Source organism: Myxococcus sp. MISCRS1, assembly GCF_026626605.1.
GTDB lineage: Bacteria > Myxococcota > Myxococcia > Myxococcales > Myxococcaceae > Myxococcus > Myxococcus fulvus.
The window spans coordinates 9276964-9301237 of record NZ_JAPNKB010000001.1 but is presented as its reverse complement, the minus strand read 5'-3'; the positions used below and the strand labels follow the sequence as shown (position 1 = coordinate 9301237).

The window sequence follows — 24274 nt, the reverse complement described above, 5'->3', positions numbered from 1 at the left end:
TCAGGGAGAGTGGACACTGAAAGCCTGTTGCCTGGGCAACCGCCCTGTAGCAATCAGGCCCGCCGAGCGAGGGAGCGCATGGAAGAGCTGACGGACCGCCAGCGCGAGATTCTCAGCTTCATCGTGAAGGAGACGGAGACTCGCGGATTCCCGCCCACTATCCGGGAGATTGGCGAGCACATGGACATCCGCTCCACCAACGGGGTGAACGACCACCTCAAGGCGCTGGAGCGAAAGGGCTACCTGAACCGGGGCGAGCAGCAGAGCCGCTCGCTGGTGCCCACCAAGCGGGCCCGGCTGCTCTTGGGCCTGGGCGCCAAGCGCGACGCGGGCATGGTGGAGGTCCCCCTGCTGGGCAAGGTGGCCGCCGGCGCGCCGCTGCTCGCGCAGGAGCACATGGAGGACTCGGTCAAGATCGACAGCTTCCTTTTGGGAGGCGTCAACGGCCGGGAGGTCTTCGCCCTGCGGGTGAAGGGCCAGTCCATGATTGACGACGGCATCCACGACGGCGACTACCTCTTCGTGAAGAAGACGCCGGCCGCCCAGCCGGGCGACATCGTGGTGGCGCTCATCGAGGACGAGGCCACGGTGAAGCGCTACTACCCGGAGGGCGACCGCATCCGCTTCCAGCCGGCGAACGCGACCATGCAGCCCATCTACGTGAGCCGCACGGAGTTCCGCTCGACGATGATTCTGGGACTGGTCGTCGGCGTGTACCGGAAGATGCAGGGCGGACGCGCGTAACCGTGGCCCCGTGAGCTCCTGGGCTCCCGCAGGGAGCTCAGGGGCACTTCTTCTGGGTGGGGTCCGCGGCCAGCACGCGGGCACACGCGGTCTGCTGGAGCGCGACGTCCTTCAAGTCTCGCGCGAGGCGCGCCGTGGTGAGGTGGAGCTCCGCGTCCTTCGCCATGTCCTTCTCGGCGCTCAGGTTGCCGAGGATGCGCAGCGCATCCGACTTGCGCTCCATGGTGACGAGCAGGTCCGCCAGCTCCCGCAGCTCGCGCACGTCGTTGCCCTGCACGGACTCGAGCGCGGCGGCGAGCTCCTGCTCCGCGCCCTCCTTGCTCTTCATCGCGAGCTGGATGCGCGCCAGCGCCACGTGGACGATGGCGCGGTCCTTCACGCGCAGGGACTCCTTGTACGCGGCGATGGCGTCGCCCGGCTTGTCGAGCTGCAGGTGGATGGTGCCGACCAGCTCCCACAGCGTCGGGTCTCTCGGAGACTTGCTGGCGGCCTCCTGGTAGGCGGCGGCGGCCTCGGGCAGCTTCTTGGCGCGCACGAGTGAGTCCCCCAGGGTGGTGAGCACGCCCGCGGTGCGCACCCCCTCGTTGGCGGACTTCTGCGCCAGCGCCAGGATTTCCGGCTCGCGCCCCTGCTTCGTCAGCACGTCGACGGCGCGAAGGATGAGCTCGGACTTCGCCTCCAGATGGGAGGCGACGTTGGCGGCGAGGATGAAGTGGCGGACGGCCTCCTCGTGCTCGCCCTTCTTGAAGTGGATTTCGCCCAGCTGCTCCAGCGCGTTGGCATCGTTGGGGTACAGGCCGATGGCCTTGCGCAGCGAGCTCATGGCCTCGTCGGTGCGGCCCAGCTGGGCCTGGACGAAGCCCAGGCGGCTCCAGTTGGTGGAGCGCTTGGGCTCCAGCTTGAGGGCGGCCTCGAACTCGGTGGCGGCCTCGGAGATCTTCCCCATGGAGAGGTAGACCTCGCCTCGGGCGGCGGGCAACCGGGGGTCATTGGGGGCCAGCTTCTGCATCTCGTCGAAGGACGCGAGCGCGGCGGTGAACTGGCCCTGGAGGTACTCGGCGGTGCCCTTGATGTAGAGGCCCTCCGCGTGGTCCTTGGGCGTCACCGTGGGGCGCTCGTCGCACGCGGCGGCGGCGAGCAGGGCAATCAGCGGGAAGGCGCGCAGGCGCTGGAACATGAGGGGCTCCGAATCCTAGAAGTGGTACGCGATGCCCAGGTTGAGGTCCAGATTGAGGCCATCGCCGAGCTGGGATTCCGCCAGGCCGAGCACCGCCTGGGCGACGTTGGTGCCCGCCTCCAGCTGGACGCCGACGTGGCCGGCGATGAGGTACTCCAGCCCGATGAAGCCCACGACGGTGGGCAGGGGGCCGGTGGACTGGAAGATGCCGAAGTCGCCGAAGGACAGCTGCACGCCCAGGCCGAAACCCCAGTACGGGCGCAGGGACTTCTCCACGTTGTGGTAGTGGCGCGCGCCCACGACGCTGGGCAGGACGTTGAGGCCGCCCTTGGCGCCCTCGGTGGTGGACTGCACGTAGGAGAAGCCCACCTGGATGAAACCGAGCCACTCGGGGTGGAACCAGTAGCCCACCTCCACGTCGGCGCCCGGGTTGAGGGTGGCCAGCTTGTCGACGAAGTTGTTGTTGATGCGCAGGCCCAGGGACAGGCCGCCGCCGCCCGTGCGAGGCGCGCCGCCAATCAGCGGTCGGGCACCGTGGTTCTCGCCGGGGTTGACGAGCTCGGCGACCAGCGCGTCGGCGATGGCGTAGACGGTGGGGAACAGCGTGTCGGCCTCGGGGGACTCGGCGCGCGGCTTCGCGAGCGTCAGCCCCGCCTCCGTGTCCACCAGTCGGGCGGTGAGCAGGTACGAGTCGCCGAAGCGGTCCACGCGGCCGGACACGACGTAGCGCGCGCCGGTGAGGGTGGCGAGCTGCTGGAGGCACGGGCCGACGTCGCACGTCTCGAGCTCGGCGAGCTGGCGGCGGCGCTCGGCGTCGAGGGACGCCTCGAGGTCGCGCTGGGAGATGACCCAGAGGCGGGGTGACTCGGCGAGGCGCGCGGTGATGAGCGAGGTGACGCCCGTCACCGAGTCCCGCGCGGAAGGATTGGAGTCGAACGCGAGCACCGCGACGCTCATCGGCGCGTCGTCTGGAGCGGGAGCGGACGGCGCGGTGACGGCGGGAGCTTCGGAGGCCGGAGGCGTTGGGGCCGAGCCCACCTGCGGAGCCTCGGGGGGCGGCACCGACGCCACGGGGGACTGTGCCCACGCGGAGGGAGCAAGGACGAGGAGGACCACGAGCTGGGCGAAGACGCGCGACACGGCGCGGGACTCTACCCTTCCCCGGCCCCCACCCGGAGGGCCTGCCCGGTCTCGATGGAACATTCTCACGGGAACCCGCCCCCAGCAGGCGACGAGGCGAGCCCCGCCCTCCCCGGCCAGGCGCTCACAGGCTGGGCATCGGCCCCAGGTAGTCGAGCGGGTCCACGGGCTTCCCATCCAGCCGCAGTTCGAAGTGCAGGTGCGGACCGGACGTCTTGCCGGACTCCCCCACCGTCGCGATGACCTGCGAGCGGCGGACCTTCTGCCCCGTGCGCACGCGCAAGTCGCGGTTGTGCGCGTACAGCGTGATGAGCCGGTTCTCGTGCTCGACGATGACGATGTTGCCGTAGCCGCGCTGCTCGCCGGCGTAGAGCACCGTGCCCTCCTGCGCCGTCTTCACCGGCGTCCCCGAGGGCGCCGCTAGGTCGATGCCGTCGTGCGGCTCGCGCCCCTTCTTCCCGAATCTCCCGTACAGGACGCCCTTGAGGGGCCAGTCGATCATCCCCTGCGTGGCCAGCCGGGGCCGCGCGCCCGGACGCGACACGGGTCGACGCGGCGGCTCCTCGCGCCGCGCCACCACCGGCCCACCGCGACGAGGCGGGGTCTCCACCGAGGTGCGCACCGGCTCCGGGTCCGCCTCCGCCGCGATCGTTTCCGGCGCATCCACCGGCACGCGCCGCTCCACGCCCGGAATCGTCAGCTCCTGGCCCACCGCCAGCGAGCGCACGTCCTTGATGCCGTTGGCGGACTTGAGCTCGTCCACCGTGAGCCCGTACGTCTTGGCGATGCGGTACACCGTCTCGCCCGCGGCCACGCGGTGGCGCACGGCCACCAGCTCCGGCTCCTCGTGCGAGGAGCGCAGCGCGAACGGGAACGCCCCCGACTTCGGCGGTGGCGCTTCGCCCGACGCGGCGGACGCACCGGCTCCGTCACCCGAGACGGCCTGCGACCTGGTCTCCTGCACCAGCGAGAGCTCCGTCCCGGAGGAAGACGCCCGGGGGCCCACGCAGCCCGTCACGACGACGGTCGACAGGAGGAACAGGAGCGCCCTGGCCGCTCGGATGCAGATGCCGGGCCTCAACGCTAGGCACCATCCGGCTCGTGTCGGGCGAAGCCCTGGAGGTTCCACCCTCCCAGGTCCTCGAGGCGACCATGGTCCGTCAGGTCCAGGTGCAGCGGCGTCACCGACACCCGCTTCGCCAGGTGCACGGCGTTGCAGTCGCTGCCCGGGATGTCCTCGTGCTGATAGTCGCTGCCGCCAATCCAGTAGTACTTCCGGCCGCGAGGGTCCTCCTTCTCCACCACGCCATAGCCGTACGAGTGGCGCCCCAGCCGCGTGACGCTGTAGCCCTCCGGCTCCACCCCACCCGGGATGTTCACGTTGAGCAGCATCCGCTTGGGCAACGGACGCGACAGCGCCTCCGTCACCAGCGCGCGGGCGAACCGGGCCGCGGGCGCGAAGTCGAACGTGCCCCGCGCCACGAGGCTGAAGGCGATGGCGGGCACCCCCAGGAGGGCCCCTTCCATCGCCGCCGCGACCGTCCCCGAGTAGGTGACGTCTTCGGCCAGATTCGAACCGTGGTTGATGCCGGACACCATGAGCGTGGGGCGATCATCCTTCAGGAGATGGACGATGGCCAGATAAGCGCAGTCGGTCGGCGTCCCGTCGATGGCGAACCACCGCTCGCGGACCTCCTTGATGCGCAGGGGCCGGTGCAGGGAGATGGCGTGGGACGCGGCGCTCTGCTCGCGGTCCGGCGCCACCACCCAGACCTCTCCCAGCGGCGTCACCGCCTCCACCAGCGCCTGGAGTCCCTCGGAGAAATAGCCGTCGTCGTTGGATACGAGAATCCGCGGTTTCCGCATGGCCGCGCGGTTGTAGAGGAGCACTCCGGAGTGGGCAAGCACACTCGGGGACCGCGCTGCTACAGTGTCCACCCGCCGAATGCCGCCGCCCCGTCGCCGCAATGCCCCTCAGGGGCCTGATCCGCTCCTCGCCCAGCGACGCAGGGGCGCCCTGCTGGGACTCGCCGTGGGCAACGCCCTCGCGGTGCCTACCGCGCACCGGCCCCTCCACGCGCCCGCCTTCCCCACCCTCGCGGACGGCATCTACACGGCGATGTCCGGTGGAGGACCCCAGCAGCTGCGCAAGGGCCAGGTGACGGAGGAGGTCCACCTGGCCTGCGCCCTGGGCCACAGCCTGCGGGACTTCAAGCGCTACGACGCGGCGGATGCCCTGCGCCGCTACCGCGCCTGGCAGCCCCACGCCTTCGACGTCAGCGAGCCCCTCAAGGAAGTGTTCGAGGAGTGCCAGTCCGGCCTGCCACCGCTCGGCGCGGGCCGCCGCGTGTGGCTCCGGGGCCACCGCAAGGCCGTGGGCGCCGGCAGCCTCGCGCGCGTCGCCCCCCTGGGCGTCTACCTGGCGAGCGACCCGAAGGCCCGCACCCAGGCCTCGCTCGAGGACTCCGCCCTCACCCACTACGACCCACGCTGCCAGCTTGCCTGCGCGAGCCTCACCGCCGCCATCGCCAAGGCCGTCACCAGCGGCGCGGAGCTCAAGCTCGAGGACGTGCTCACCGCGGCGGAGTCCGGCCTGCTGCTCGCCGGAGCGGCGCTCGGCCGCTCCGCGCCCGACTACGTCCAGGAGGTGGCCTTCGCCCAGCAGCTGCTGCGCGAGGACCTGGCGCGCGCCCGTGACGACGACCCGCGCCTGTACGGCCCTGAGCTGCACGTGCACCGCGCCCAGCACGCCATCCACGTCGCCTTCCGGCTGGCCTTCTGGGAGCTCCTGCACGCGCCCACCGCCCAGGCCGCCCTCATCGACGTCATCCACCGGGGCGGCGACACCGAGGTCCACGGCGCCGTCACCGGCGCGCTGGTGGGCGCCTTCCACGGCGAGGAGGCCCTGCCCGCCGAGTGGCGGAAGCACGTGCTGGAGGCCCTCTCCACCCAGAAGGGCCCCCTGTGGGACGTCTACCACCCCCGCCACCTGCTGGGGCTCGTGGCCACCTGAGGGCCGTCCCCGCCCGGGCCCAGGATGCACGAAGCCCGCGGTGGACCGTCCTCATCGGGACGTCCGCCGCGGGCTCGTGGCCACACGACGCGGCCGTGGGGCCGCGTGAGGTTGTCTCTTCACGAGAGCATGTCGATGACCACCACGCCCCGCTGGGGCTTCTCTTCCTCGGTCTCCGTCCGCCGCCGAGGGCGGTCGTCCGGCATGGGCAGCGGCAGCTCCACCACGGGCCTGTCGTGGTCCTCGCGGCGGCGCTCGCGGCGCTTGATTTCCTCGATGATGAAGGCGTCGAGCATGGGTCTTCCGTCTCCCCTCAGCCTACGTACCCCGATGTACGCCCGCCGTCCCGCCCGAAAAGCGCTTCGACTTCCACGACACTCAGATGCAAATTAAGAACCCCGGTTCCGCACTGGGTACGCTGCCGCCATCTCGCACGGTTGCTCGTCCGCCATCCGACATCAGGGCCAGGGGAACCGTGGCATAGATGTCATGGACATCCGAAACTTCCGGTCGGGATGGTGTTGATTCTAATGCCCTCACGACGGCCCGCAAGCAGACCCTTCTCGGGCACACGTCGCCCTTCAGGGAGGTCAGCCTCCCTGCTGGAAGGGCTCGCCCGCCTGCCTGCCGCGTGACAGGCGGGGTCAACGTCCGGCGAGGGGTCCGGGTGGACCCCTGACTCAGGGCGACTCCGCGCGCTTCTTGAAGGCGTCCAGCATCTTGGGCAGCGAGGTGTCCACCAGGGCGTTGACGACGGCCTTGGGCACGAGAAGCCCCAGGGCCATCTCCACGTTGTAGGTCGCGCGCGTCTTGCCCTCGCCCTCGGCCTCCAGCAGCCAGCTGCCCTTGTTGTCCTTCATGACCTCGCCCTCGATGAAGGTCCAGGCCATGCGGCGCGGGCGCTCCTCCACCACGCGGATGGAGTAGCGGACGGTCTTCATCACGTCGACCTTGTAGTGGACGTCGACGGTGTCGCCCTTGCGGTTGGCGGTGCGGATCTCCTTCACCTCCGGGAGGAACTCCGGGTAGCGCTCGTACTGCGTGATGACGTCGAACACCTTCTCGATGGGGGCGTTGATGACGATGGTCCGCGTGGCGCCAGGCATGGTGTCGGTCTCCGAAAGCGTCGAGGGGACGGCCTAGATGGAAGCGTATCCCGGCTTCTTGTCGAACTTGTGCAGGGACTGGATGAAGCGCACGGTGCTCGTCTTGCTGCGCATCACCACCGAGTGCGTCTCGCAGCCGCCGCCGAAGAAGCGCACGCCCTTGAGGAAGTCGCCGCTGGTGACGCCCGTGGCCGCGAACATCACCTCGCCCCGGGCCAGCTCCTCCGCCGCGTAGATCTTCGCCATGTCGGTGATGCCCATCTTCTTCGCGCGCTCGATTTCGCCCGCGTTGCGGGGCACCAGCCGGCCCTGCATGTCGCCGCCGGTGGCGCGGATGGCCGCCGCCGCGATGACGCCCTCGGGGGCGCCGCCGGTGCCCATCAGCACGTCCACGCCCGTGCCCTCGAAGCACGTGGCGATGGCGCCCGCGACGTCACCGTCCTCGATGAGCCGGATGCGCGCGCCCGCGGCGCGGATCTCCTTGATGAGGTCCTGGTGCCGCTCGCGATCCAACACCACCACGGTGAGGTCCGACACGTAGACCTTCATCTTCTCCGCGATGGTGCGCAGGTTCTCCGTGGCGCTCTTGCGCAGGTCGATGGCCCCCCGGGCCTTGGGGCCCACGGCCAGCTTCTCCATGTACGTGTCCGGCGCGTTGAGCAGCCCGCCCTTGCTGGCCATGGCCACCACGGTGATGGAGCCCGGACGGCCGTAGGCGCACAGGTTGGTGCCCTCGAGCGGGTCCAACGCGATGTCCACCGCCGGGTCACCGTCGGCGCGGCGGCCCACCTTCTCGCCGATGTAGAGCATGGGCGCCTCGTCGCGCTCGCCCTCGCCGATGACGATGGTGCCGTCGATGTGCAGCGCGTCGAAGGCGCGGCGCATCGCGTCCACGGCGGCCTGGTCCGACTCGTTCTTGTCCCCACGGCCCATCAGGCGGGCGGAGGCGATGGCCGCCATCTCGGTGACGCGCACCACCTCCATTGCCAGGTTGCGATCCATCTTCTGTGCTCCTTCAAGGTCCTGCGTTCGGATTTTCCAGCAGCCGGGCCACGGACTCCGGCAACCGCGTGGGCTTGCCGTCGCGCCCCACGCACGCGTGGAGGGTACGACCGGTGCACAGCAACGTGCGCGGCTCGCCCTCGCGAAAAAGCTCGTAGGTGAACACGACCGAGGCCCGCCGCAACTCGCTCACGCTCGCGCGGATGACGAGCACGTCGTCGTAGCGCGCGGGCGCCTTGTACGCGCAGCTCGCCTCCGCCACGGGCAGCATCAGCCCGGAGCCCTCCAGCTCCCGGTAGCTGCCACCGCGCGCGCGGAAGAACTCGCTCCGGGCGAACTCGAAGTAGCGGAAGTAGTTCGCGTAGTACACGACACCCATCTGATCGGTGTCGCCGTAGATGACGCGAAGTCGGGCCTCGACCATGAGGGCGCGGACCGTAGCAGGGGGTGGGCGCCTGCGTCCAAGCCGCGACGAACCTTCTGGATTGCATCCACGCGGCCGGGCAGTGCAGCTTCTCGGACGTATGATTCGCGCCCTCGTCCTGACCGTGGTGCTGGCGTCGCTCCCCGCCGCCGCGCGTCCTCCCCGACTCACCCTGCTCATCACCGTGGACGCGCTCGGCAGCGACGTCCTGCTCCGCAACCGCCCCCGGCTCCAGGGCGGCTTGGGTCAACTGCTCGACAGTGGCGCCTACTTCCCGTACGCGCGCTATGGCTACGCGAAGTGCCGCACGGCGCCGGGCCACACCACGCTGGCCACCGGCGCCAACCCGTGGCGCCACGGCATCGTCGACAACCGCTGGTGGGACCGGGCCTCGGGCAAACGGGTCTATTCGTTCGTGGACCCGGCGCACCCGGTGCTGGAGGCCGCGTCCAAGCCGGGCCAGGACGCGAGCCCCGTCAACCTGATGGCGGAGACGCTGGCGGACCGGCTGCGCATGGCCACGCAGCAGCGCGGCAAGGCGGTGTCGGTGTCGCTCAAGTCCCGCTCGGCCATCGCCATGGCGGGCCGGCTGGGTCAGGCGTGGTGGTTCGACGAGGACAGCGGCAAGTTCGTCACCGGCACCTGGTACGCGAAGGAGTTCCCGCAGTGGCTCCAGCAGTTCAACGCGCGCAAGATTCCGGACCGGTCCTTCGGCAAGACGTGGGAGCTGTCGCGTCCGCGCGCCGAGTACGTGGGCGAGGATGACCTGCCCCACGAGGCGGACTCGTACGGCCTGGGCCGCGTGTTCCCCCACCCGCTCACGGGAGGGTTGAAGGCGCCGGGGACGGACTTCTACAAGGCGTTCGGCGTATCCCCGGACTCGCACGAGTTCCTCGTGGAGGCGGCCAAGGCGGCCATCGCCGGCGAGGGACTGGGCAAGGACGCGGTGCCGGACCTGCTCATGGTGAGCTTCAGCGGCACGGACAACGTGTTCCATGAGTACGGCCCGTACTCGTGGGAGATGCAGGACACGGTGCTGCGTTTGGACAAGGCCCTGGGGGAGCTCATCTCCGCGGCCGAGCGCGCGGCGGGCGGTCGCGCCAACCTGAGCATCGCGCTGGTGGCGGACCACGGCGGAGCGGCGGCGCCCGAGGAGTGGGCCGCGGCGGGACTGCCCGCGCAGCGGATGCACCCGAAGGCCATCAGCGAGGGAATCACGGCGATGGTGAAGGAGCGCTTCGGGCCGGATGTCACCGTGGCGATGGAGGAGCTAGACGTGTACCTGGGAGGCCCCGCGCTGGCGTCGGGCAAGGTGGATGGAGCCCAGGTGCGGCGCGCGGTGGTGGACTGGCTGAAGAAGCAGCCCATCGTGGTGGCGGCGGTGACGCGCGAGGAGCTGTTCTCCGCGCCGGACCCGGCGGGCCACCTGGCCACGCTGCGCAAGGGCTACTACCCGGAGCGCAGCGGCGACGTGCTCTACATGCTGGCCCCCTTCCAGGTCGTCTATTACGACGCGCAGGGCAGCACGCACGGCTCGCCGTACTCGTACGACTCGCAGGTGCCCGTGGTGTTCGCGGGCAAGGGCGTCAAGCCGGGCACGTACATGACGGAGCTGGACCCGGTGGACGTGGCGCCCACGCTCGCGGCGCTGATGGAGATGGGCATGCCCGCGTCGACGGAGGGCAAGCCCCGGGCGGAGATCCTCACCGGCAAGTGACGCGAGTCCCCGGTCCTAGGGGGTCTTCGCGATGAGCTTCTGGACGGCGTCGAGCTCCGCCTCCACCGACTGACGCTGGGTGGAGAGCTGCTGCAACTGGAGCTCGAACGCCTTGTCCACCTGCTGGATGTTCGCGATGCGCGACTCCAGCGTCCGTCCCTCGCGCGAGCCAGGCGGATGCTTCGCCGCCAGGTTGGACAAAACGCCAATCAGGTGGCTGAGCTGGTTGCGCGACTGGAGGATGTGCTGGGCCTGGAGCTCCAGCTCGGACTTCTTCGTGGTCAGCACCGACAGTCGCGCCTGCGAAGCCGCGAAGCCGGTGCGGGGCACGCTGGCCGTGGGCTGGAACGCGTCCTTGGGAGACGCGCTGGCCCTCGCCGGTGTCGGCGCCAGGGGCTTCGGGTCAGGCGGACGTGCGGGGACGGACGCCTTCGGCGGAATGTCCGGCAGCCCTCGGGCCCCGGGCTTCTTGGGAAACTTGATCATGGTCGGCTGGGGGATGACGGCGCGACGCTGGCCCTACGCTTCGAATCTTCACATCACGACATTTCCCGGCAACGCCCGCACACCACGAATGCCCACCACGCGACACCCTCGCCGCCCTTCGGAACGAGGATGAGGCCGACGCGTCCGTGGATCAACTTGTGGTCGCGAGGAACCGGTCCAGGACGCCATTCACCCACACAGGCGCATCGAGCTGGAGCCAGTGTCCGGTGACGGGTTCCACCTTCAGGCACGGCAGCTCGGACACCACGTGCTGGTACGCGTCCGGGCCCTGGTTGTGCGCCGTCACCACGGACAGCTTGGGCCCGGGGTAGGCCCGCAGCGCCGTCACCGGGTCGAACGTCAGCAGCGCGCCCAGTCCGGAGCGCACCGCGCGCCGCGGGGTTGCGCGCAGGCCCGCGAGCACCTGCGCCCGGACCTCCTCGCTGGACGGCGCGAGCATCGGCGCCCAGTACTCCTCCACCACGGACAGCCACGCGTCCGAGCCCAGCACCGCCATCAGCCCCTGGGCCTGCTCGGCGGGAATCTGGCGACCGTCGGAGGCGGGGTCCAACAGCAGCAAGCCCGCCACGCGCGAGGGGTTCGCCGCCGCGTACGCCGCGCACACCGCGCCGCCCAGGCTGTGTCCCACGAGCACGAACCGCTCCAGCTTCAACCCCTCCACCACCGCGGCCACATCCGAGGCGAAGTCCTCGACGGTGGCATCCGCGGCCTGCGTGAGCTCGGACTGGCCGTGGCCGCGCAGGTCCAACGCGAGCGCGCGACGCGACGTGCGCAGGTGCTCCAGCTGCGCGCGCCAGTGCTTCGTGCTCCCGGCGCTCGAGTGGACGAACACCACCGGAAGCCCACCCACGCCACCATCATCCACGTACAGCTCACCCGCCGTGCCCTTCATGACGACCTCCAGGAATCGAGAGCGCGTCCAGCCGCGCCATGAATCCTTGAGTACGCCCCATCCCTGTCAGAATCTGTCACCAAATGACACGAGTCAGCCGAGTGATGCGTCTGGTGGACTTCCTGCGGGGGCGCGAGGCCACCACCGTGGGGGAGATTGCCTCCGCGCTGGAGGTGAGCGAGCGCACCGTCCACCGGGACCTCGCGACGCTGCGCGGGCAGGGCCTGCCCATCGCCAGCGACACGGGCCCTGGAGGTGGCGTGCGCCTGGAAAGGGACAGGGGCGTCACCGCCGTCCACCTGTCCGTGGAGGAGGTCGTCTCGCTGTGGCTGATGGCGAGCCTGTCCTCGACGGGGAGCGCGCTGCCGTGGGGGGACGCGGCGCGCTCGGGGCTCGACAAGCTCTTCGCCAGCGTGCCGAAGGAGCGCGCACGCGGCATGCGCGAGCTCTGTCGACGCGTGGTGGTGGGGAAGCCCGCGACGGAGCGGGTGCTGGCGGAGCTGGGGACTCCGCCCCGGGAGCTGCTCGCCGTGTTCGAGCAGGCCTTCCGTGAGCAGGTGTGCCTGTCCTTCGACTACGTGGACCGGCATGGGAAGAAGAGCCGCCGGTGCGTCGAGCCGCACGGGCTGCTCGTCGAGGCGCCCGTCTGGTACGTGCTCGCGCGCGACGTGGAGAAGTCCGCGGCGCGGATGTTCCGGATGGACCGCATCCAGCGGCCCCGCCGCGTGCCCGGGCGCCACTTCACGCCCGACATGGAGGGGTTGCAGGCCCAGGCCCTCGCCCAGAAAGGCAAGGGCCCGGAGCAGTGACGCTCAGCCCTGCGTGGGCGTCGCGCGCGGACGACGCGGCTTCTTGGTGCTGGTGATCTCCAGCGACAGGTCCATGGCCCGCGCCGAGTGCGTCAGCGCGCCCATGGAGACGAAGTCCACGCCCATCTTCGCCAGCCGGGGCAGCCGGTCCAGCGTGACGCCACCGGAGACCTCGAGAGGCACGCGGCCCCCCGCGAGCTTCACGGCCTCGCGAATCTGCGCGTCGTCCATGTTGTCGAGCATCACCACGTCCGCCCCACCCTCCAGGGCCTCCGCGAGCTGCTTGAGGTTGGTGACCTCGATTTCAATCTTGCACAGGCGCGGGCCATTGGCCTTGGCGCGCTTGAGCGCCTCGGAGATGGAGCCGCCCACCGCCGCGATGTGGTTGTCCTTGATGAGGACGCCATCGAAGAGGCCGAAGCGGTGGTTGGTGGCGCCGCCCATGCGGACGGCGTCCTTGGCCAGCACGCGCATGCCCGGCGGCGTCTTGCGCGTGTCCAGCACCTGCATCTTCGAGCCACGCACCGACGTCATCGCCTGCTGAGCCAGGGTGGCGATGCCGGCGGCGCGCTGCACGAGGTTGAGCGCGGTGCGCTCGGCGGCGAGCAGGGAGCGCAGCCGCCCGTGACATCGGGCGGCCACGACCTTGGGTTTGATCTCCTGGCCGTCCTGGCGGACCAGCTCCACCTCGACGTCCGGGTCGACCTTGTGAAAGACGCGCGTGAAGGCCTCCAGCCCCGCGAGGACCAACTGCTCCTTGGCGACCAGCTCAGCGCTTCCCTCCGCGTCGGGAGGGATGAGCGCTTGCGAGGTGACGTCTCCCGCCGCCCCCAGGTCTTCGTCGAGGGCGAGGTCGATGAGCCGATCCAGGTAATCCTGCTGCACGTCTCCTCCTGCTACCGCCGGGCCTTCGCCCGTGCCGAGGGCTTCGCCCGGGTGACCTTCTTGGCCGCCGCCTTCCGGGCGGAGGCCTTCTTCGCGGTGGCCTTGCCACCCGTCTTCTTGCCCGCCGACTTCGCGGGGGCCTTCTTCGCCGGGGCGCCCTTCTTCGCGGCGGCCTTGCCCGTGGCCTTCTTCCCCGTGGCGCCTTTCTTCGCGGCGGCCTTGCCCGCGGACTTCGCGCCAGCCTTCTTGGCCGGGGCCTTGCCCGCCGACTTCGCGCCGGCCTTCTTCGCAGCGGCCTTGCCCGTGGACTTCGCGCCGGTCTTCTTCGCAGCGGCCTTGCCCGTGGACTTCGCGCCAGCCTTCTTGGCCGGGGCCTTGCCAGCGGACTTCGCGCCGGCCTTCTTCGCCGGAGCCGAGTCCGCGGGCTTCGCGGGAGCCTTCTTCGTCGGGGCCGTCACCACGAACTCCGCGCCCGGAGGCGCCACGTCCGCGCCGGCCTTCTTCGCGGCCACCCCACCCGGAGGCGTGGGCTTGGGCGCGGCGGGCTTCTTCGCCGGAGCCGCCTTGGCGACAGGGGCCGGAGCCTCCGTCGGGGGCGGGAACGTCGTCGCGCTGGGAGCCCCGTCGTCGGCCTGCGCCTTGGCCTTCTTGGGCTTCTTCTCTGCCTTGGGAGCATCGGCGGGAGCCTCGCGGCCATCGCCGCCCTCCTTCGCCTTGCCGAACTCGCGCATCGCGTCGTCCACGAGCCCCATGCTCATGTACGCGACGCCCAGGTCGTGGTGGTCAGAGGGAGACAGCCCCTCCTTCGTCCCCTCGCGCAGCTTCGCGAGCGCGTCCTGGACCTGGGGGTCCGTCTGGGGCACCTGGCCCTCGTCCCCTCCCATCTCACCCTTCAGCTCCTGGCCCAGGTCGACGCCGCCCGTCTCTTGCTTCGACGGGGCGACCTTCACCTGGGCCGGCTCGGAGGGGGAGGCACTCTCCTCGTCAGGACTTGTGGTGCTCTCGGACGGCAGGTTCTCGGGCATGGAGGGCTCCGGGGCAATCCGCTGCAGGTGATCTTCGAGCTTGGCCTTGCGCTCCTTCAACTCCTCCACGCGGGCGCGATCCTTCTCCACCACGTCCGGAGGCGCCTTGGCCACGAAGTTGGGGTTGTCGAGCTTGCGAAGGACGCTGGCCGCTTCCTGCTCGGCGCGGGCGATCTCCTTGCGCAGCCGGTCCCGCTCCGCGTCCAGGTCGATGAGCCCGGCCAGCGGAACGTAGATCTCCAGGTTCGTCGCCACGAAGGCCGCGGCCTGGGGAGGCTTGGCGCCCGGCGGGCCCACCTGGACGTCGGACAGGCCAGCCAGCGGCAGCAGGTAGCCCCGCCACCGCTCGAGCAGCTCGCGCGTGCGCGCGTCCGGGCTCTGCACCACGGCCTTCAGCTTGGTGGCCGGCGGCAGGTTGCTCTCACCGCGGATGGTGCGCAGCCCCTCGATGGCCGCGATGACCGGCGCCATCTCCGACTCGGCCGCCTCGTCCACCAGCGCCGCGTCCGGCTCCGGGTAGGAGGCAATCATGATGCTCTCCGTCGGCCGGGACATCGGCAGCTTCTGCCAGATCTCCTCGGTGATGAAGGGCATGAACGGGTGCATCAGCCGCAGCACGCGGTCCAACGCGTACACCAGCACCGCGCGCGTGGTGTCCTTCGCCGTCGCGTCGTCGCCGTACAGCGAGGGCTTCGACAGCTCGATGTACCAGTCGCACAGCTCCGCCCAGAGGAACTGGTAGAGCGTGGAGGCGGCCTCCGCGAAGCCGTAGACCTCCAGCGACGCGCGGGCCTCCGTCGTCGCCCGCTGCAGGCGCGAGAGGATCCACCGGTCCGCCAGCGTCAGCGGCAGCTCCTTCGGCGAGCGGCCGTCGTACTGGTACCCGCCGCCCATGTTCATCAGGGCGAAGCGGCTGGCGTTCCACAGCTTGTTGCAGAACGCCTTGTAGCCGGCGAGCCGGTCCATCGACAGCTTGATGTCGCGGCCCTGCTGGGTGAGCGAGGCGAGCGTGAAGCGCAGCGCGTCCGCGCCGAACGCGGGCATGCCCTGCGGGAACTTGTTCTTCAGCGTCGCGTTGAGCTGCTCGGGCTTGGCGCCGAGGATGACGTCCAGGGGATCGATGACGTTCCCCTTCGTCTTGGACATCTTCTCGCCCTTCTCGTCGCGCACCATCGCGTGCAGGTACACGGTGCGGAAGGGCACATCGCCCATGAAGTGCAGGCCCATCATCATCATCCGGGCGACCCAGAAGAAGATGATGTCGTGGCCCGTCTCCATGACGGACGTCGGGTAGAAGGTCTTCAGCTCCGCCGTGTCGCGCGGCCAGCCCAGCGTGGAGAAGGGCCAGAGCGCGGACGAGAACCAGGTGTCCAGCACGTCCGGGTCCTGGATGAAGCTCTTGCCGCCGCACTTGGGGCAAGCCTCGGGCGCGGTGCGCGCGACGATGGGCTCCGCGCGAGCGAAGTCCACGCCGCCCACCTTCACCGTCGGCGCATCCAGCGGGAGGTCGGTGTCGTCACCCTGACGAGGGCTGCAAGACGTGCAGTAGTACGCGGGAATCTGGTGGCCCCACCACAGCTGGCGGCTGACGCACCAGTCGTGGATGTTGCGCATCCAGTGGAAGTACGTGTTCGTCCACGACTCGGGGACGAACTTCGTGCGGCCCTGCTCCACCGCCTCGATGGCCGGGCGCGCCAGCGGCTCGATCTTCACGAACCACTGCGGCGACAGGCGCGGCTCCACCACGGTGGTGCAGCGCTGGCAGGTGCCGACGTTCAGCTTGTGCGGCTCCTCCTTCTCCAGGAGCCCCTGCTCCTGCAGATCCGCGAGCACCGCCTTGCGCGCCTCGAAGCGGTCCATGCCAGCGTACTTGCCGGTGTCCTTCGTCATCCGCGCCGACTCGTCCAGGATGGACAGCATCGGCAGTTTGTGCCGCAGGCCCGTCTGGTAGTCGTTGAAGTCGTGCGCGGGCGTGACCTTCACCACGCCGGTGCCGAACTTCGGGTCCACCAGCTCCGCGTCCGCGATGATGGGAATCTCGCGGCCCGTCAGCGGCAGCACCACCTGCTGGCCGGCGAGCCCCAGGTAGCGCTCGTCCTCGGGGTGGATGGCGACGGCGGTGTCGCCCAGCATCGTCTCCGGGCGCGTCGTCGCCACGGTGAGCGTGCGCTCGCTGTCCTTGATGGGATAGCGGATGTGCCAGATGGAGCCGTTCTTCTCCTCGTGCTCGACCTCCAGGTCGCTCAGCGCCGTGCGGCACGAGGGACACCAGTTGATGAGCTTCTGGGCCCGGTACATCAGGCCCTCTTCGTACAGCCGGACGAAGACCTCGCGCACCGCGGCCGACGACTGGTCGTCCATGGTGAAGCGCTCGCGGCTCCAGTCCAGCGACGCGCCCAGGAAGCGGTGCTGCTCGCCGATGCGGGCGCCGTACTTGCCCTTCCACGTCCAGACGCGCTCCAGGAACTGCTCGCGGCCCAGGTCGTGGCGGCTCTTGCCCTCGGTCTTCTTGAGCTCCTTCTCCACCACCATCTGCGTGGCGATGCCGGCGTGGTCCGTGCCCGGCAGCCAGAGCGCGTTGAAGCCGCTCATCCGCTTCCAGCGCGTGAGGATGTCCTGGATGGTCGCGGTAAGCGCGTGGCCGATGTGCAGGCTGCCCGTGACGTTGGGCGGCGGCAGGACGATGGAGAAGGCGGGCTTGTCGGAGGTCGCCGCGGCGCGGAAGTAGTCGCGCTCGAGCCAGAAGGCATAGAGGCGAGCCTCGACCTCGGTGGGCTCGTAGGCCTTGGACAGTTCGGTCGTGTCGGTCATTGAAGACGGCCAGCCCCCCTGAGGGGGGCCGGCAAAGGTCAAGGGGTTACGGCGCGGGGCGCCTCAGTGCTGGGTCTCTCGGTCCTTGATGAGCCGCTCGAGCTCCTCACGGATGATGGTCTCCGCCAGCTGCGGTACGACCTCCCAGGCAATCTTCTCGATGACCTCGCGCGACGCCTTGGACAGCGCCTCGCGAAGCAGGGCCTCGCCCCCATCCGACGATGTGGGACGCGCCGTGGCGGCCGGACGGGCCACCGGAGCGGGCGCCGTCGGCGGGCCACCGATGTCGAGGGAGATCTCCTCGGCGCCGCTGGTGTCCGGCAGCGAGTCCTCGATGCTGATGGCCGGCTGGGCGGCCACCGGCGCCGCCGGAGCCCCCAGGCCGAACGGATCCCGGTTGCGAGCCGCCGGCTGCGTCGCCCCACCCCCCGCGATGGGAGGCAGCGGCGTGGCACCCGGCGGACGGGGCAGCCCACCCGGCATGCCCGGCCCGGGCGCGCCCGGACGACCGGCCATGCCCGGAGCACCAGGCCCCGGAGGCATCCCCGGACGCGGCGGCATGCCCGGCGCGGGAGCCCCCGGCGGAGGCGGGACACCCGGACGACCCACGGCGCCCGGCGGCATGCCCGGCCCCGGAGGACGCGGAGCGCCAGGGCCCGGCGGCATCCCGGGGCCAGGAGGACGCGCCATGCCCGGCCCCGGCGGCATGCCCGGACCCGGAGGACGCGGAGCGCCAGGACCCGGCGGCATGCCAGGGCCAGGAGGACGCGCCATGCCCGGCGGCATGCCCGGACCCGGAGGACGCGGAGCGCCAGGGCCCGGCGGCATCCCGGGGCCAGGAGGACGCGCACCCGGCGCCGGCGGCACGCCCGGACGGGCGGCCACGGGAGGCGCGGCGGCGGGGGCCGGCTGCGGCGCGACGGGCGTGGCGGAGGGACGAATCACCTGCGTGGCGACAGAAGCCGGCAGGGTGTTGGACTTCTGGCCGACCAGCGCCTTCACCTTGTCGAGCAGCACCTGGCTCTCGAAGGGCTTGGTGATGTGGTCGTCGGCGCGGGCCGCGCGGGCGCGGTTCTCGTCGAAGGCCTCGAAGGTGCCCGCCAGCAGCATGACCGGGATGCCCTGCGTGGCCGGGTCGTTCTTCAGCGCCTCGCAGACCTCGTAGCCGCTCTTGCCCGGCATCATCACGTCGGCCAGGACGACGTCCGGACGCAGCTCGCGGCTGCGCGAGATGGCGTCCAGCCCGTTGTCGACCGCGGTCACCTGAAAGTCCTCGGTCGCGAAGATCATGCCGATCACCTTGCGGATGGTGAGCGAGTCATCGGCGACCAGCAGATTCTTGGGCATCGGTATCGGGCCTCGGGGGCGTCGGACCCCCTGAATTCGTTGAGGAATCCGGCCGTGAAAACCTGCTTCACGGCACGGTATCAAGCCTGGCAGCTTACGGTTCGCGCTCCGGGACGATCAAGAAAACATGCGCTGCAGGTCGAGGAACAGCACCGGCTCCGCCAACCCGGGCACCCGGAAGGTCCCCGCCGTCTCGTCCGGCTCGAAGCGCTGCAGCACTCCGAGCACCCGCGTGGCCGTCAGCCCCACGTGACGTCCCGCCAGCTCCGCCAGGAGGAAGAACGGCTCCGGCGCGGGGGGCGTGCCGAGCAGTGCCGGAACCGAACAGATGGGCCACAGGACCTGGGCATGCGGGAAGATACCGGCGACCGGCCCGCTCTGCACGGGCAGGACGCTGAAAGCCTCGCCCCGCTCCACCACCTGGGACACGAAGGCCAGGGGGACGCCGAACAGCCGCCCCTGTGACTCGAAGACCAGCGCCCGCTCGGGCACGGACTCGGCCCAGTGCACGGGGCGCGGGGGAGCAGGCGTCGCGCGGGGGCCCACCCGGTGCGGCAGCGCCTCCGCGATGAGCTCCAGGTACAGCCGGTCCTTGTGCAGCACCGCCCCCCGGCTCAACGGCGCCAGCGAGTCCGCCAGCCCCGGCGGCAACAGGAAGAACGGCGCGCGCGCCACGTCCGCCACCTCCACCACGGAGCGCACTCGCACCGCGAGCGTGGGGCTCACATCCAGCACCACCACCATGCCCGCGTCCGGCTCCGGCGCGCCGCCGAGCAGCGCCGCAAGGTCCTTCACTTCCAGCACGCCTCGCAAGTTGCTGCCATTGCCACCGGGCATCGCCACTTCCATGACGGATGTGGCTTCCACGGCATAGCGGGTCTCCCCGGCTTCGACGAGCAAGCAGAGACGGCGACCGCTTTCGAAGGGCGACACGGGGCGCGACCCTAGCAGCGTTCCATGGGGGGTGCTAAGCCATGCGGGAGATGGCGCGCATTCTCCTCGTCGACGACGAAAAGATCGCCCGCACCCTCTACGGCGACTACCTCACGGCCGTGGGCCACACCGTCACGGCGGTGGCCACGTTCCTGGAGGCCCGACAGGCGCTCGCCGCGGACCGGTTCGACGCGGTGGTGACGGACCTCATCCTCCCCGGTGGCGACGGCATGGAGGTGCTCCGGCACGTGCGGGAGCGGCATCCGGGCGTGGAGGTGGTGGTCATCACCGGTCTGGACAAGGTGGACCCCGCCGTGCGCGCCATCAAGAGCGGCGCGGCGGAGTACCTGGTCAAGCCCGTCGCGCCCGAAGCCCTCCAGCACGCGGTGCGCCGCGCGCTCACCACCCGCGAGCTGATGCAGGAGAACGCCTCGCTGCGCCGGCACGTCGCGCTGCTCGAGGCCGGTCAGCGCCTGGCCACCACGCTGGACCGCGAGAAGCTCGCCGTCGCCACCACCAGCGCGCTGGAGACCATGGCGCACGCCAACGGCATCGTCCTCTTGGAGCGCGACGCCAACCTGGGCCTGCGCGCCCAGGGCACGCGGGGGCTCCCCGAGGGCACCGAGGAGGCGCTGGTGGCGTGGCTGCGCGAGCAGCTCCTCCACGGCAAGGCGCCCAGCGACTCGGAGATGCTGGATGTCCCCTTCCAGCGCGTGAGCTCCTTCCCGGCCATCGAGTCGAACACGGTGCTGGGGCACGCGGTGCTATTCTACTCGGACGCGCGCGCCACGGACGGCGGCGCCGAGGCCGCCAGCTACCTGGTGCGCAACTGGGCGCTGGCCCTGCGCAACCTGGACCGCTTCGCGGCGGTGGAGGACCTGGCGTACGTCGACGACCTGACGCGCCTGTTCAACACGCGCTACCTGCACCTGGTGCTGGACCGCGAGGTCCAGGCGTCCATCCAGACGCAGCGTCCCTTCAGCCTGCTGTTCCTGGACCTGGACCACTTCAAGTCCATCAACGACAACCACGGACACCTGGTCGGCTCCAAGCTGCTGGTGGAGACCGCGCGCGTGGTGAAGGGCTGCGTGAGAGACCACGACGTGGTGGCGCGCTACGGCGGCGACGAGTACGTGGTGCTGCTGCGCAACACCGACTCGGGCGGCGCGCTCAAGGTGGCCGAGCGCATCCGGCGCACCATGGAGACGCACCAGTTCCTCGCGCGCGAGGGGCTGTCGCTCAAGCTGTCCACGTGTATCGGCGTGGCGAGCTTCCCGGAGCACGCACGGGACAAGGCCACGCTGCTGGATTTGTCGGACCGGGCGATGTACCGCGGCAAGCGCGGCACCCGAAACGTGGTCTACATGGCCGCGCAGGACCTGGAGGCCCCCCCGGCCGAGCGGCGCCAGGGGAGCAGCGGCGCCTGAGCTTCAGGGCCGCATGTTCCCCACGGTGAGGCGCTTGACGATGCTGGGCTCGGGGGCCTCGGCGCCGCCCTTGCCTTCCTTGCCCACTGCCTCCACGGACTCATGCGGGGCACCGGAGATGATGAGCTTGAACTTCTCCACGGCCTCCTGGGCGTGCTGGGCCTGCTCCGGGTCCAGCCGGGCGATGAGCTGCCAGAAGAGGGCGGCGTGCTCGCGCTCCTCATCCATGACGTGACGGAGGACGGCCTTGGCCTCCTCGTTGTCGGTGGCGTCGATGTGGGCGGCGTAGAGGTTGATGGCGTCCAGCTCCGCCTCGATGTTGAGCCGGATGGAGCGCGCGAGCTCGGAGTCGGTCATCTTCCGGGGCACGAGCGAATGGAACGGGTCGGTCTGCGGCATTGAGGCCCTCCGAGGCCTACCGGCGGCGTCCAGTCCAGGGGAGGCTGGGGCCGCGAGGCGAACGCTCGGAGCATCCGTGTCCCCGGGGAGTCGGTCAACGGAATCCCTCCTGGTGCGTTGCGTGGAGCCGCCCGCCTCCGTCATGCTCTTCACATGGAGATACCCGCGCCGCTCGCCCAACTGCTCCAGGCCCTGGATGCGGGGGACCTGCCAGCCGCGCGTGCGGCCGCGGCGGCCTTCCAGCGCTCGGGACTCCACTCCACCCAGCTCGCCGCCGAGGTGCTGCACGAGCTGCGGCAGCCGTTGCTCGGCGTGAAGGCGTATGCACAACTGCTCGCCGAGGACCGTGGCCCCACGGGTCCCTTGCGGCTGCTCATGTCGCAGGTGGAGCGGATGGAGCAGATCGTCTCCGACTACATCCGCCTGGCAAGCGAGCGGCCCGCGCCGCAGCAGCGCCTGTCGCTCGCCGCGCCCATCTGGGCCGCCGCGAGGCTCTTCAGCGTCAACCCGGACTCGGCGCGAATCTCACTGGAGGTCGAGGCGCCCGAGGACATCTTCGCGCAGGGCAACGCGCGGCTCATCGAGCAGCTCACGCTGAACCTGCTCAACAACGCGCGCGACGCGATGTCGGGGCGCGGGCGGGTGAAGGTGGTGCTCACGCGCGAGGGCTCGGCGCCGGTGCTGTACGTGGCGGACTGGGGCCCGGGCATCCCCGACGAGCTCAAGGAGCGCATCTTCGAGCCGTACGTCACCGCCAGCAAGCGGGGCACGGGGCTGGGGTTGTCGGTGTGTCGGCGCATCGCGCAGGAGCACCACGCGCGCATCGACCTGGCGCCGCAGGGCGCGATTCGGGACGTGCCGCCGCCGGCGACGGTGTTCCGGGTGCTCTTCCCCGCGACCGAGGCGGCGCCCGGGCGGCGCAAGCGGCTGTTGGTGGTGGATGACGAGACCATCATCCGCATGGTGTTCCGCGACTTGATGAGCAAGGAGTGCGAGGTCATCGAGGCCGCGAGCGGCGAGGAGGCGCTGGACCTGCTGCGCGAGGCGCCGGTGGACCTCATCGTCACGGACAAGAACCTGCCGGGCCTGTCCGGGCTGGAGCTGGCGCAGCAGGCGCGGCGGCTGTCCGCGACGTCGCGGGTGATTTTGATGACGGGCTATCCGTCGCTGGTGACGACGCAGCAGGCGCTGGAGCTGGGCGTGGTGGACTACCTGCTCAAGCCCTTCGATGACATCCGCGAGGTGCGCAACCTGCTGCGCGCGACGCTCGCGGCGCCGCCGGCCCAGCCTGGGGCCGCGACGCAGGTGAAGCGGGTGGACGTGCTCGAGGACAACCCGACCACGGCGGCGCAGATCGCCGAGGCGCTGGAGTTGGTGGGCTTGGAGGCGCGCATCCTCCCCACGTCGGAGCTCATCGCGTTGGAGCAGCCCGCGGGTGTGGTGGTGAGCTGGGACTTCTCGCCGGCGTACGGGCGCAAGGCGCTGGAGCTGGGCAAGGCGCTGGCGCAGGGCGCGCCCTTCGTTGTGCTCGCCGAGCACCTGACGATGGAGACGGCGCTGGAGTCGCTGCGCGCGGGAGCGGCGGCGTGCCTGCCGAAGTTGTTGTCCGATACCACGGCGCTCAGCCGTGAGCTGAGCCGCGCGTTCAAGAAAGGCGTCCCATGAGACTCGCGCTCCTGTCCGTCCTGTTGCTGGGTGTGGCGTGTTCCTCGGACAAGCCCCCGGTGCAGGGCGAACCGGACGCGAGCGGGCCCGTGGATTCGGGCTCGGATGCTGGGAGTGACGCAGGTTCCGACGACGATGGTGGAACGGGCGCCGATGACGGTGGCTCGACGGGAGACGGCGGCACCGGCTCGCCGGATGCGGGCTCTGGCGAGGAGGACGCGGGGAGCTGCGAGCCCCCTGCCTCGGTGCGCGAATCCCTGCTCGTCCCTGGGCTGAACAATCCGCGCAGGCTCGCGGTGGACGCGACCGACATCTACATCTCCGAGTCGCACTCGCTGCGTCCGAGCCAGACCGAGGGCAACGGGCAGATCCTCCGGGTCCCCAGGTCGGGAGGCGAGGTGGCGACGGTGGCGAAGGGCTTCATTGCCCCCAACGCCATCGCAGTGAACACGCAGTTCGTCTTCGTGTTGGACCAGACGGGACTGTGGCGCGTGGACAAGGCCACGGGCGCGCGCGGCACGGTGCCCATCGAGGCCTCGGTGCCGGATGTCATCTCCAGCGGGACGGACGTTCGCCTCGGACGGCTGGCCGGGCGTGACTACGTCGTGGTCGCGACGGGAGCACGGCGGCTCGTGCGCGTGGACGCGACGGGGAGCGCGTCCTCGTCACTGGTGCTGTACGAGGGCCCCGCCGGTACCCAGGTCCGTGGTGCGCGGATCGACGGCACGGACGTGTGGTTCCTCGTGACGGGGAACACGGAGCCGGGTCTCTACCGCGTCCCGTTGGACCTGGAAACTCCAGCAGCGCGCGTGAATGCGAGCATCACCTCGGGCACCTCGCTGGAGCTGACGCCCACGCGCTTCCTCATCACCGAGGGAGGCGGCGGCACGGGCCGTGTCCTCGCGTTGCCGAGGGCCGGTGGCGAGGCACGTGTGCTCGCGGACGGGCTGCAGGGTCCCCTCTTCCCCGTCGAGCTGCATGGCGCCGTGTACTTCAAGGAGTCCGTGGCGGGTGACGCGGGCTTCCTGCGCCGGGTGCGCGGGTGCCCGGCGAACACCACCGACTCTGTCGGTCCCGTGGGCACGGGCCCCGGTGGCCTCATCGTGGACGGAGACACGCTGCTCTTCACTTCGCAGGAGAGCGGCACCGGGGGTGCGGTCGGCCGCGTGCCCTGACGCGGCCCCGCCTCGCGTCGGTCCCATCGCCGCCGAGGCGCGTCAGGCCACGTGCCCTGACGCCGGCCCCTCCTCG

22 protein-coding genes are annotated in these 24274 nt (G+C 70.6%); 7 read left to right on the top strand and 15 right to left on the bottom strand.

Annotated features, from left to right (window positions below; translation table 11 throughout):
- The first annotated feature begins 78 nt into the window (after nt 1-78).
- A complete protein-coding gene (lexA, locus tag OWM54_RS37410; protein ID WP_046714584.1) occupies nt 79-744 on the top strand; it encodes a transcriptional repressor LexA in 666 nt (221 codons plus the stop codon).
- A 37-nt stretch (nt 745-781) separates the two neighbouring features.
- Here lexA and OWM54_RS37405 read toward each other — a convergent pair whose 3' ends face one another.
- The 4 genes from OWM54_RS37405 to surE all read right to left on the bottom strand — a co-directional run bounded on the left by OWM54_RS37405 (nt 782) and on the right by surE (nt 4927).
- A complete protein-coding gene (locus tag OWM54_RS37405; RefSeq protein WP_267700476.1) occupies nt 782-1921 on the bottom strand; it encodes a tetratricopeptide repeat protein in 1140 nt (379 codons plus the stop codon).
- 15 nt (nt 1922-1936) lie between these two features.
- Nucleotides 1937-3061, bottom strand: a complete 1125-nt coding sequence (locus tag OWM54_RS37400) for a hypothetical protein (protein ID WP_267700475.1) — start codon at nt 3059-3061, stop codon at nt 1937-1939.
- A 124-nt stretch (nt 3062-3185) separates the two neighbouring features.
- Complete coding sequence (locus OWM54_RS37395) at nt 3186-4142, bottom strand: peptidoglycan DD-metalloendopeptidase family protein (protein WP_267700474.1); 957 nt, start codon at nt 4140-4142, stop codon at nt 3186-3188.
- A gap of 2 nt (nt 4143-4144) precedes the next feature.
- Nucleotides 4145-4927 carry a 5'/3'-nucleotidase SurE gene (gene surE, locus OWM54_RS37390; RefSeq protein WP_223752015.1) on the bottom strand — a complete coding sequence of 261 codons (783 nt, stop codon included), beginning with the start codon at nt 4925-4927 and terminating at the stop codon, nt 4145-4147.
- Nucleotides 4928-5006: 79 nt separating this feature from the next.
- Here surE and OWM54_RS37385 point away from each other — a divergent pair, with 79 nt between their 5' ends.
- Nucleotides 5007-6074 (top strand): ADP-ribosylglycohydrolase family protein, encoded by a 1068-nt coding sequence (locus OWM54_RS37385; protein ID WP_248546050.1) that lies wholly within the window; start codon nt 5007-5009, stop codon nt 6072-6074.
- 119 nt (nt 6075-6193) lie between these two features.
- Here the strand turns inward: OWM54_RS37385 and OWM54_RS37380 are convergent, their stop codons facing one another.
- The 4 genes from OWM54_RS37380 to OWM54_RS37365 all read right to left on the bottom strand — a co-directional run bounded on the left by OWM54_RS37380 (nt 6194) and on the right by OWM54_RS37365 (nt 8606).
- Complete coding sequence (locus OWM54_RS37380) at nt 6194-6370, bottom strand: hypothetical protein (RefSeq protein WP_194869062.1); 177 nt, start codon at nt 6368-6370, stop codon at nt 6194-6196.
- A gap of 384 nt (nt 6371-6754) precedes the next feature.
- Nucleotides 6755-7180 (bottom strand): type II toxin-antitoxin system RatA family toxin, encoded by a 426-nt coding sequence (locus OWM54_RS37375; RefSeq protein WP_223752017.1) that lies wholly within the window; start codon nt 7178-7180, stop codon nt 6755-6757.
- A gap of 33 nt (nt 7181-7213) precedes the next feature.
- Complete coding sequence (gene glpX, locus OWM54_RS37370; RefSeq protein ID WP_267700473.1) at nt 7214-8182, bottom strand: class II fructose-bisphosphatase; 969 nt, start codon at nt 8180-8182, stop codon at nt 7214-7216.
- 13 nt (nt 8183-8195) lie between these two features.
- Nucleotides 8196-8606: an acyl-CoA thioesterase gene (locus OWM54_RS37365; RefSeq protein WP_046714591.1), complete on the bottom strand. Its 411-nt coding sequence runs from the start codon at nt 8604-8606 to the stop codon at nt 8196-8198.
- Between the two features lie 100 nt (nt 8607-8706).
- On the opposite strand from OWM54_RS37365, the gene OWM54_RS37360 reads away from it, so the two are divergent.
- Complete coding sequence (locus OWM54_RS37360; RefSeq protein ID WP_267700472.1) at nt 8707-10323, top strand: alkaline phosphatase family protein; 1617 nt, start codon at nt 8707-8709, stop codon at nt 10321-10323.
- 15 nt (nt 10324-10338) lie between these two features.
- Here the strand turns inward: OWM54_RS37360 and OWM54_RS37355 are convergent, their stop codons facing one another.
- Complete coding sequence (locus tag OWM54_RS37355) at nt 10339-10809, bottom strand: hypothetical protein (protein ID WP_141323839.1); 471 nt, start codon at nt 10807-10809, stop codon at nt 10339-10341.
- Nucleotides 10810-10960: 151 nt separating this feature from the next.
- Nucleotides 10961-11722 carry an alpha/beta fold hydrolase gene (locus OWM54_RS37350; RefSeq protein WP_267700471.1) on the bottom strand — a complete coding sequence of 254 codons (762 nt, stop codon included), beginning with the start codon at nt 11720-11722 and terminating at the stop codon, nt 10961-10963.
- Between the two features lie 104 nt (nt 11723-11826).
- On the opposite strand from OWM54_RS37350, the gene OWM54_RS37345 reads away from it, so the two are divergent.
- Nucleotides 11827-12531: a helix-turn-helix transcriptional regulator gene (locus OWM54_RS37345; RefSeq protein WP_267701199.1), complete on the top strand. Its 705-nt coding sequence runs from the start codon at nt 11827-11829 to the stop codon at nt 12529-12531.
- Nucleotides 12532-12534: 3 nt separating this feature from the next.
- Here the strand turns inward: OWM54_RS37345 and nadC are convergent, their stop codons facing one another.
- The 4 genes from nadC to OWM54_RS37325 all read right to left on the bottom strand — a co-directional run bounded on the left by nadC (nt 12535) and on the right by OWM54_RS37325 (nt 19532).
- Nucleotides 12535-13416 carry a carboxylating nicotinate-nucleotide diphosphorylase gene (gene nadC / locus OWM54_RS37340; RefSeq protein ID WP_174816738.1) on the bottom strand — a complete coding sequence of 294 codons (882 nt, stop codon included), beginning with the start codon at nt 13414-13416 and terminating at the stop codon, nt 12535-12537.
- An 11-nt stretch (nt 13417-13427) separates the two neighbouring features.
- The gene (locus OWM54_RS37335) at nt 13428-17252 is read right to left on the bottom strand and encodes a valine--tRNA ligase (protein ID WP_267700470.1); all 3825 of its coding nucleotides are present in this window, start codon (nt 17250-17252) and stop codon (nt 13428-13430) included.
- Nucleotides 17253-17315: 63 nt separating this feature from the next.
- On the bottom strand, nt 17316-18599 hold the full coding sequence (locus OWM54_RS37330) for a response regulator (RefSeq protein WP_267700469.1): 1284 nt from the start codon (nt 18597-18599) through the stop codon (nt 17316-17318).
- A gap of 117 nt (nt 18600-18716) precedes the next feature.
- Nucleotides 18717-19532, bottom strand: coding sequence for a chemotaxis protein CheW (locus OWM54_RS37325; protein WP_141323844.1), 816 nt, complete (start codon nt 19530-19532; stop codon nt 18717-18719).
- Nucleotides 19533-19582: 50 nt separating this feature from the next.
- Between OWM54_RS37325 and OWM54_RS37320 the strand changes: the two genes are divergently transcribed.
- A complete protein-coding gene (locus tag OWM54_RS37320) occupies nt 19583-20959 on the top strand; it encodes a diguanylate cyclase (protein ID WP_267700468.1) in 1377 nt (458 codons plus the stop codon).
- Between the two features lie 3 nt (nt 20960-20962).
- Here OWM54_RS37320 and OWM54_RS37315 read toward each other — a convergent pair whose 3' ends face one another.
- Entirely contained in the window at nt 20963-21358 is a 396-nt protein-coding gene (locus tag OWM54_RS37315) for a demethoxyubiquinone hydroxylase family protein (RefSeq protein ID WP_046714599.1), read from the bottom strand.
- 153 nt (nt 21359-21511) lie between these two features.
- Between OWM54_RS37315 and sinK the strand changes: the two genes are divergently transcribed.
- Both sinK and sinM read left to right on the top strand, forming a co-directional pair.
- Nucleotides 21512-23023, top strand: a complete 1512-nt coding sequence (gene sinK, locus OWM54_RS37310; protein ID WP_170300461.1) for a hybrid histidine protein kinase/response regulator SinK — start codon at nt 21512-21514, stop codon at nt 23021-23023.
- Nucleotides 23020-24198, top strand: a complete 1179-nt coding sequence (gene sinM, locus OWM54_RS37305) for a signal integration modulator SinM (protein ID WP_267700467.1) — start codon at nt 23020-23022, stop codon at nt 24196-24198. The genes sinK and sinM overlap by 4 nt, the downstream gene beginning before the upstream one ends.
- The last annotated feature ends 76 nt before the right edge of the window (nt 24199-24274 follow it).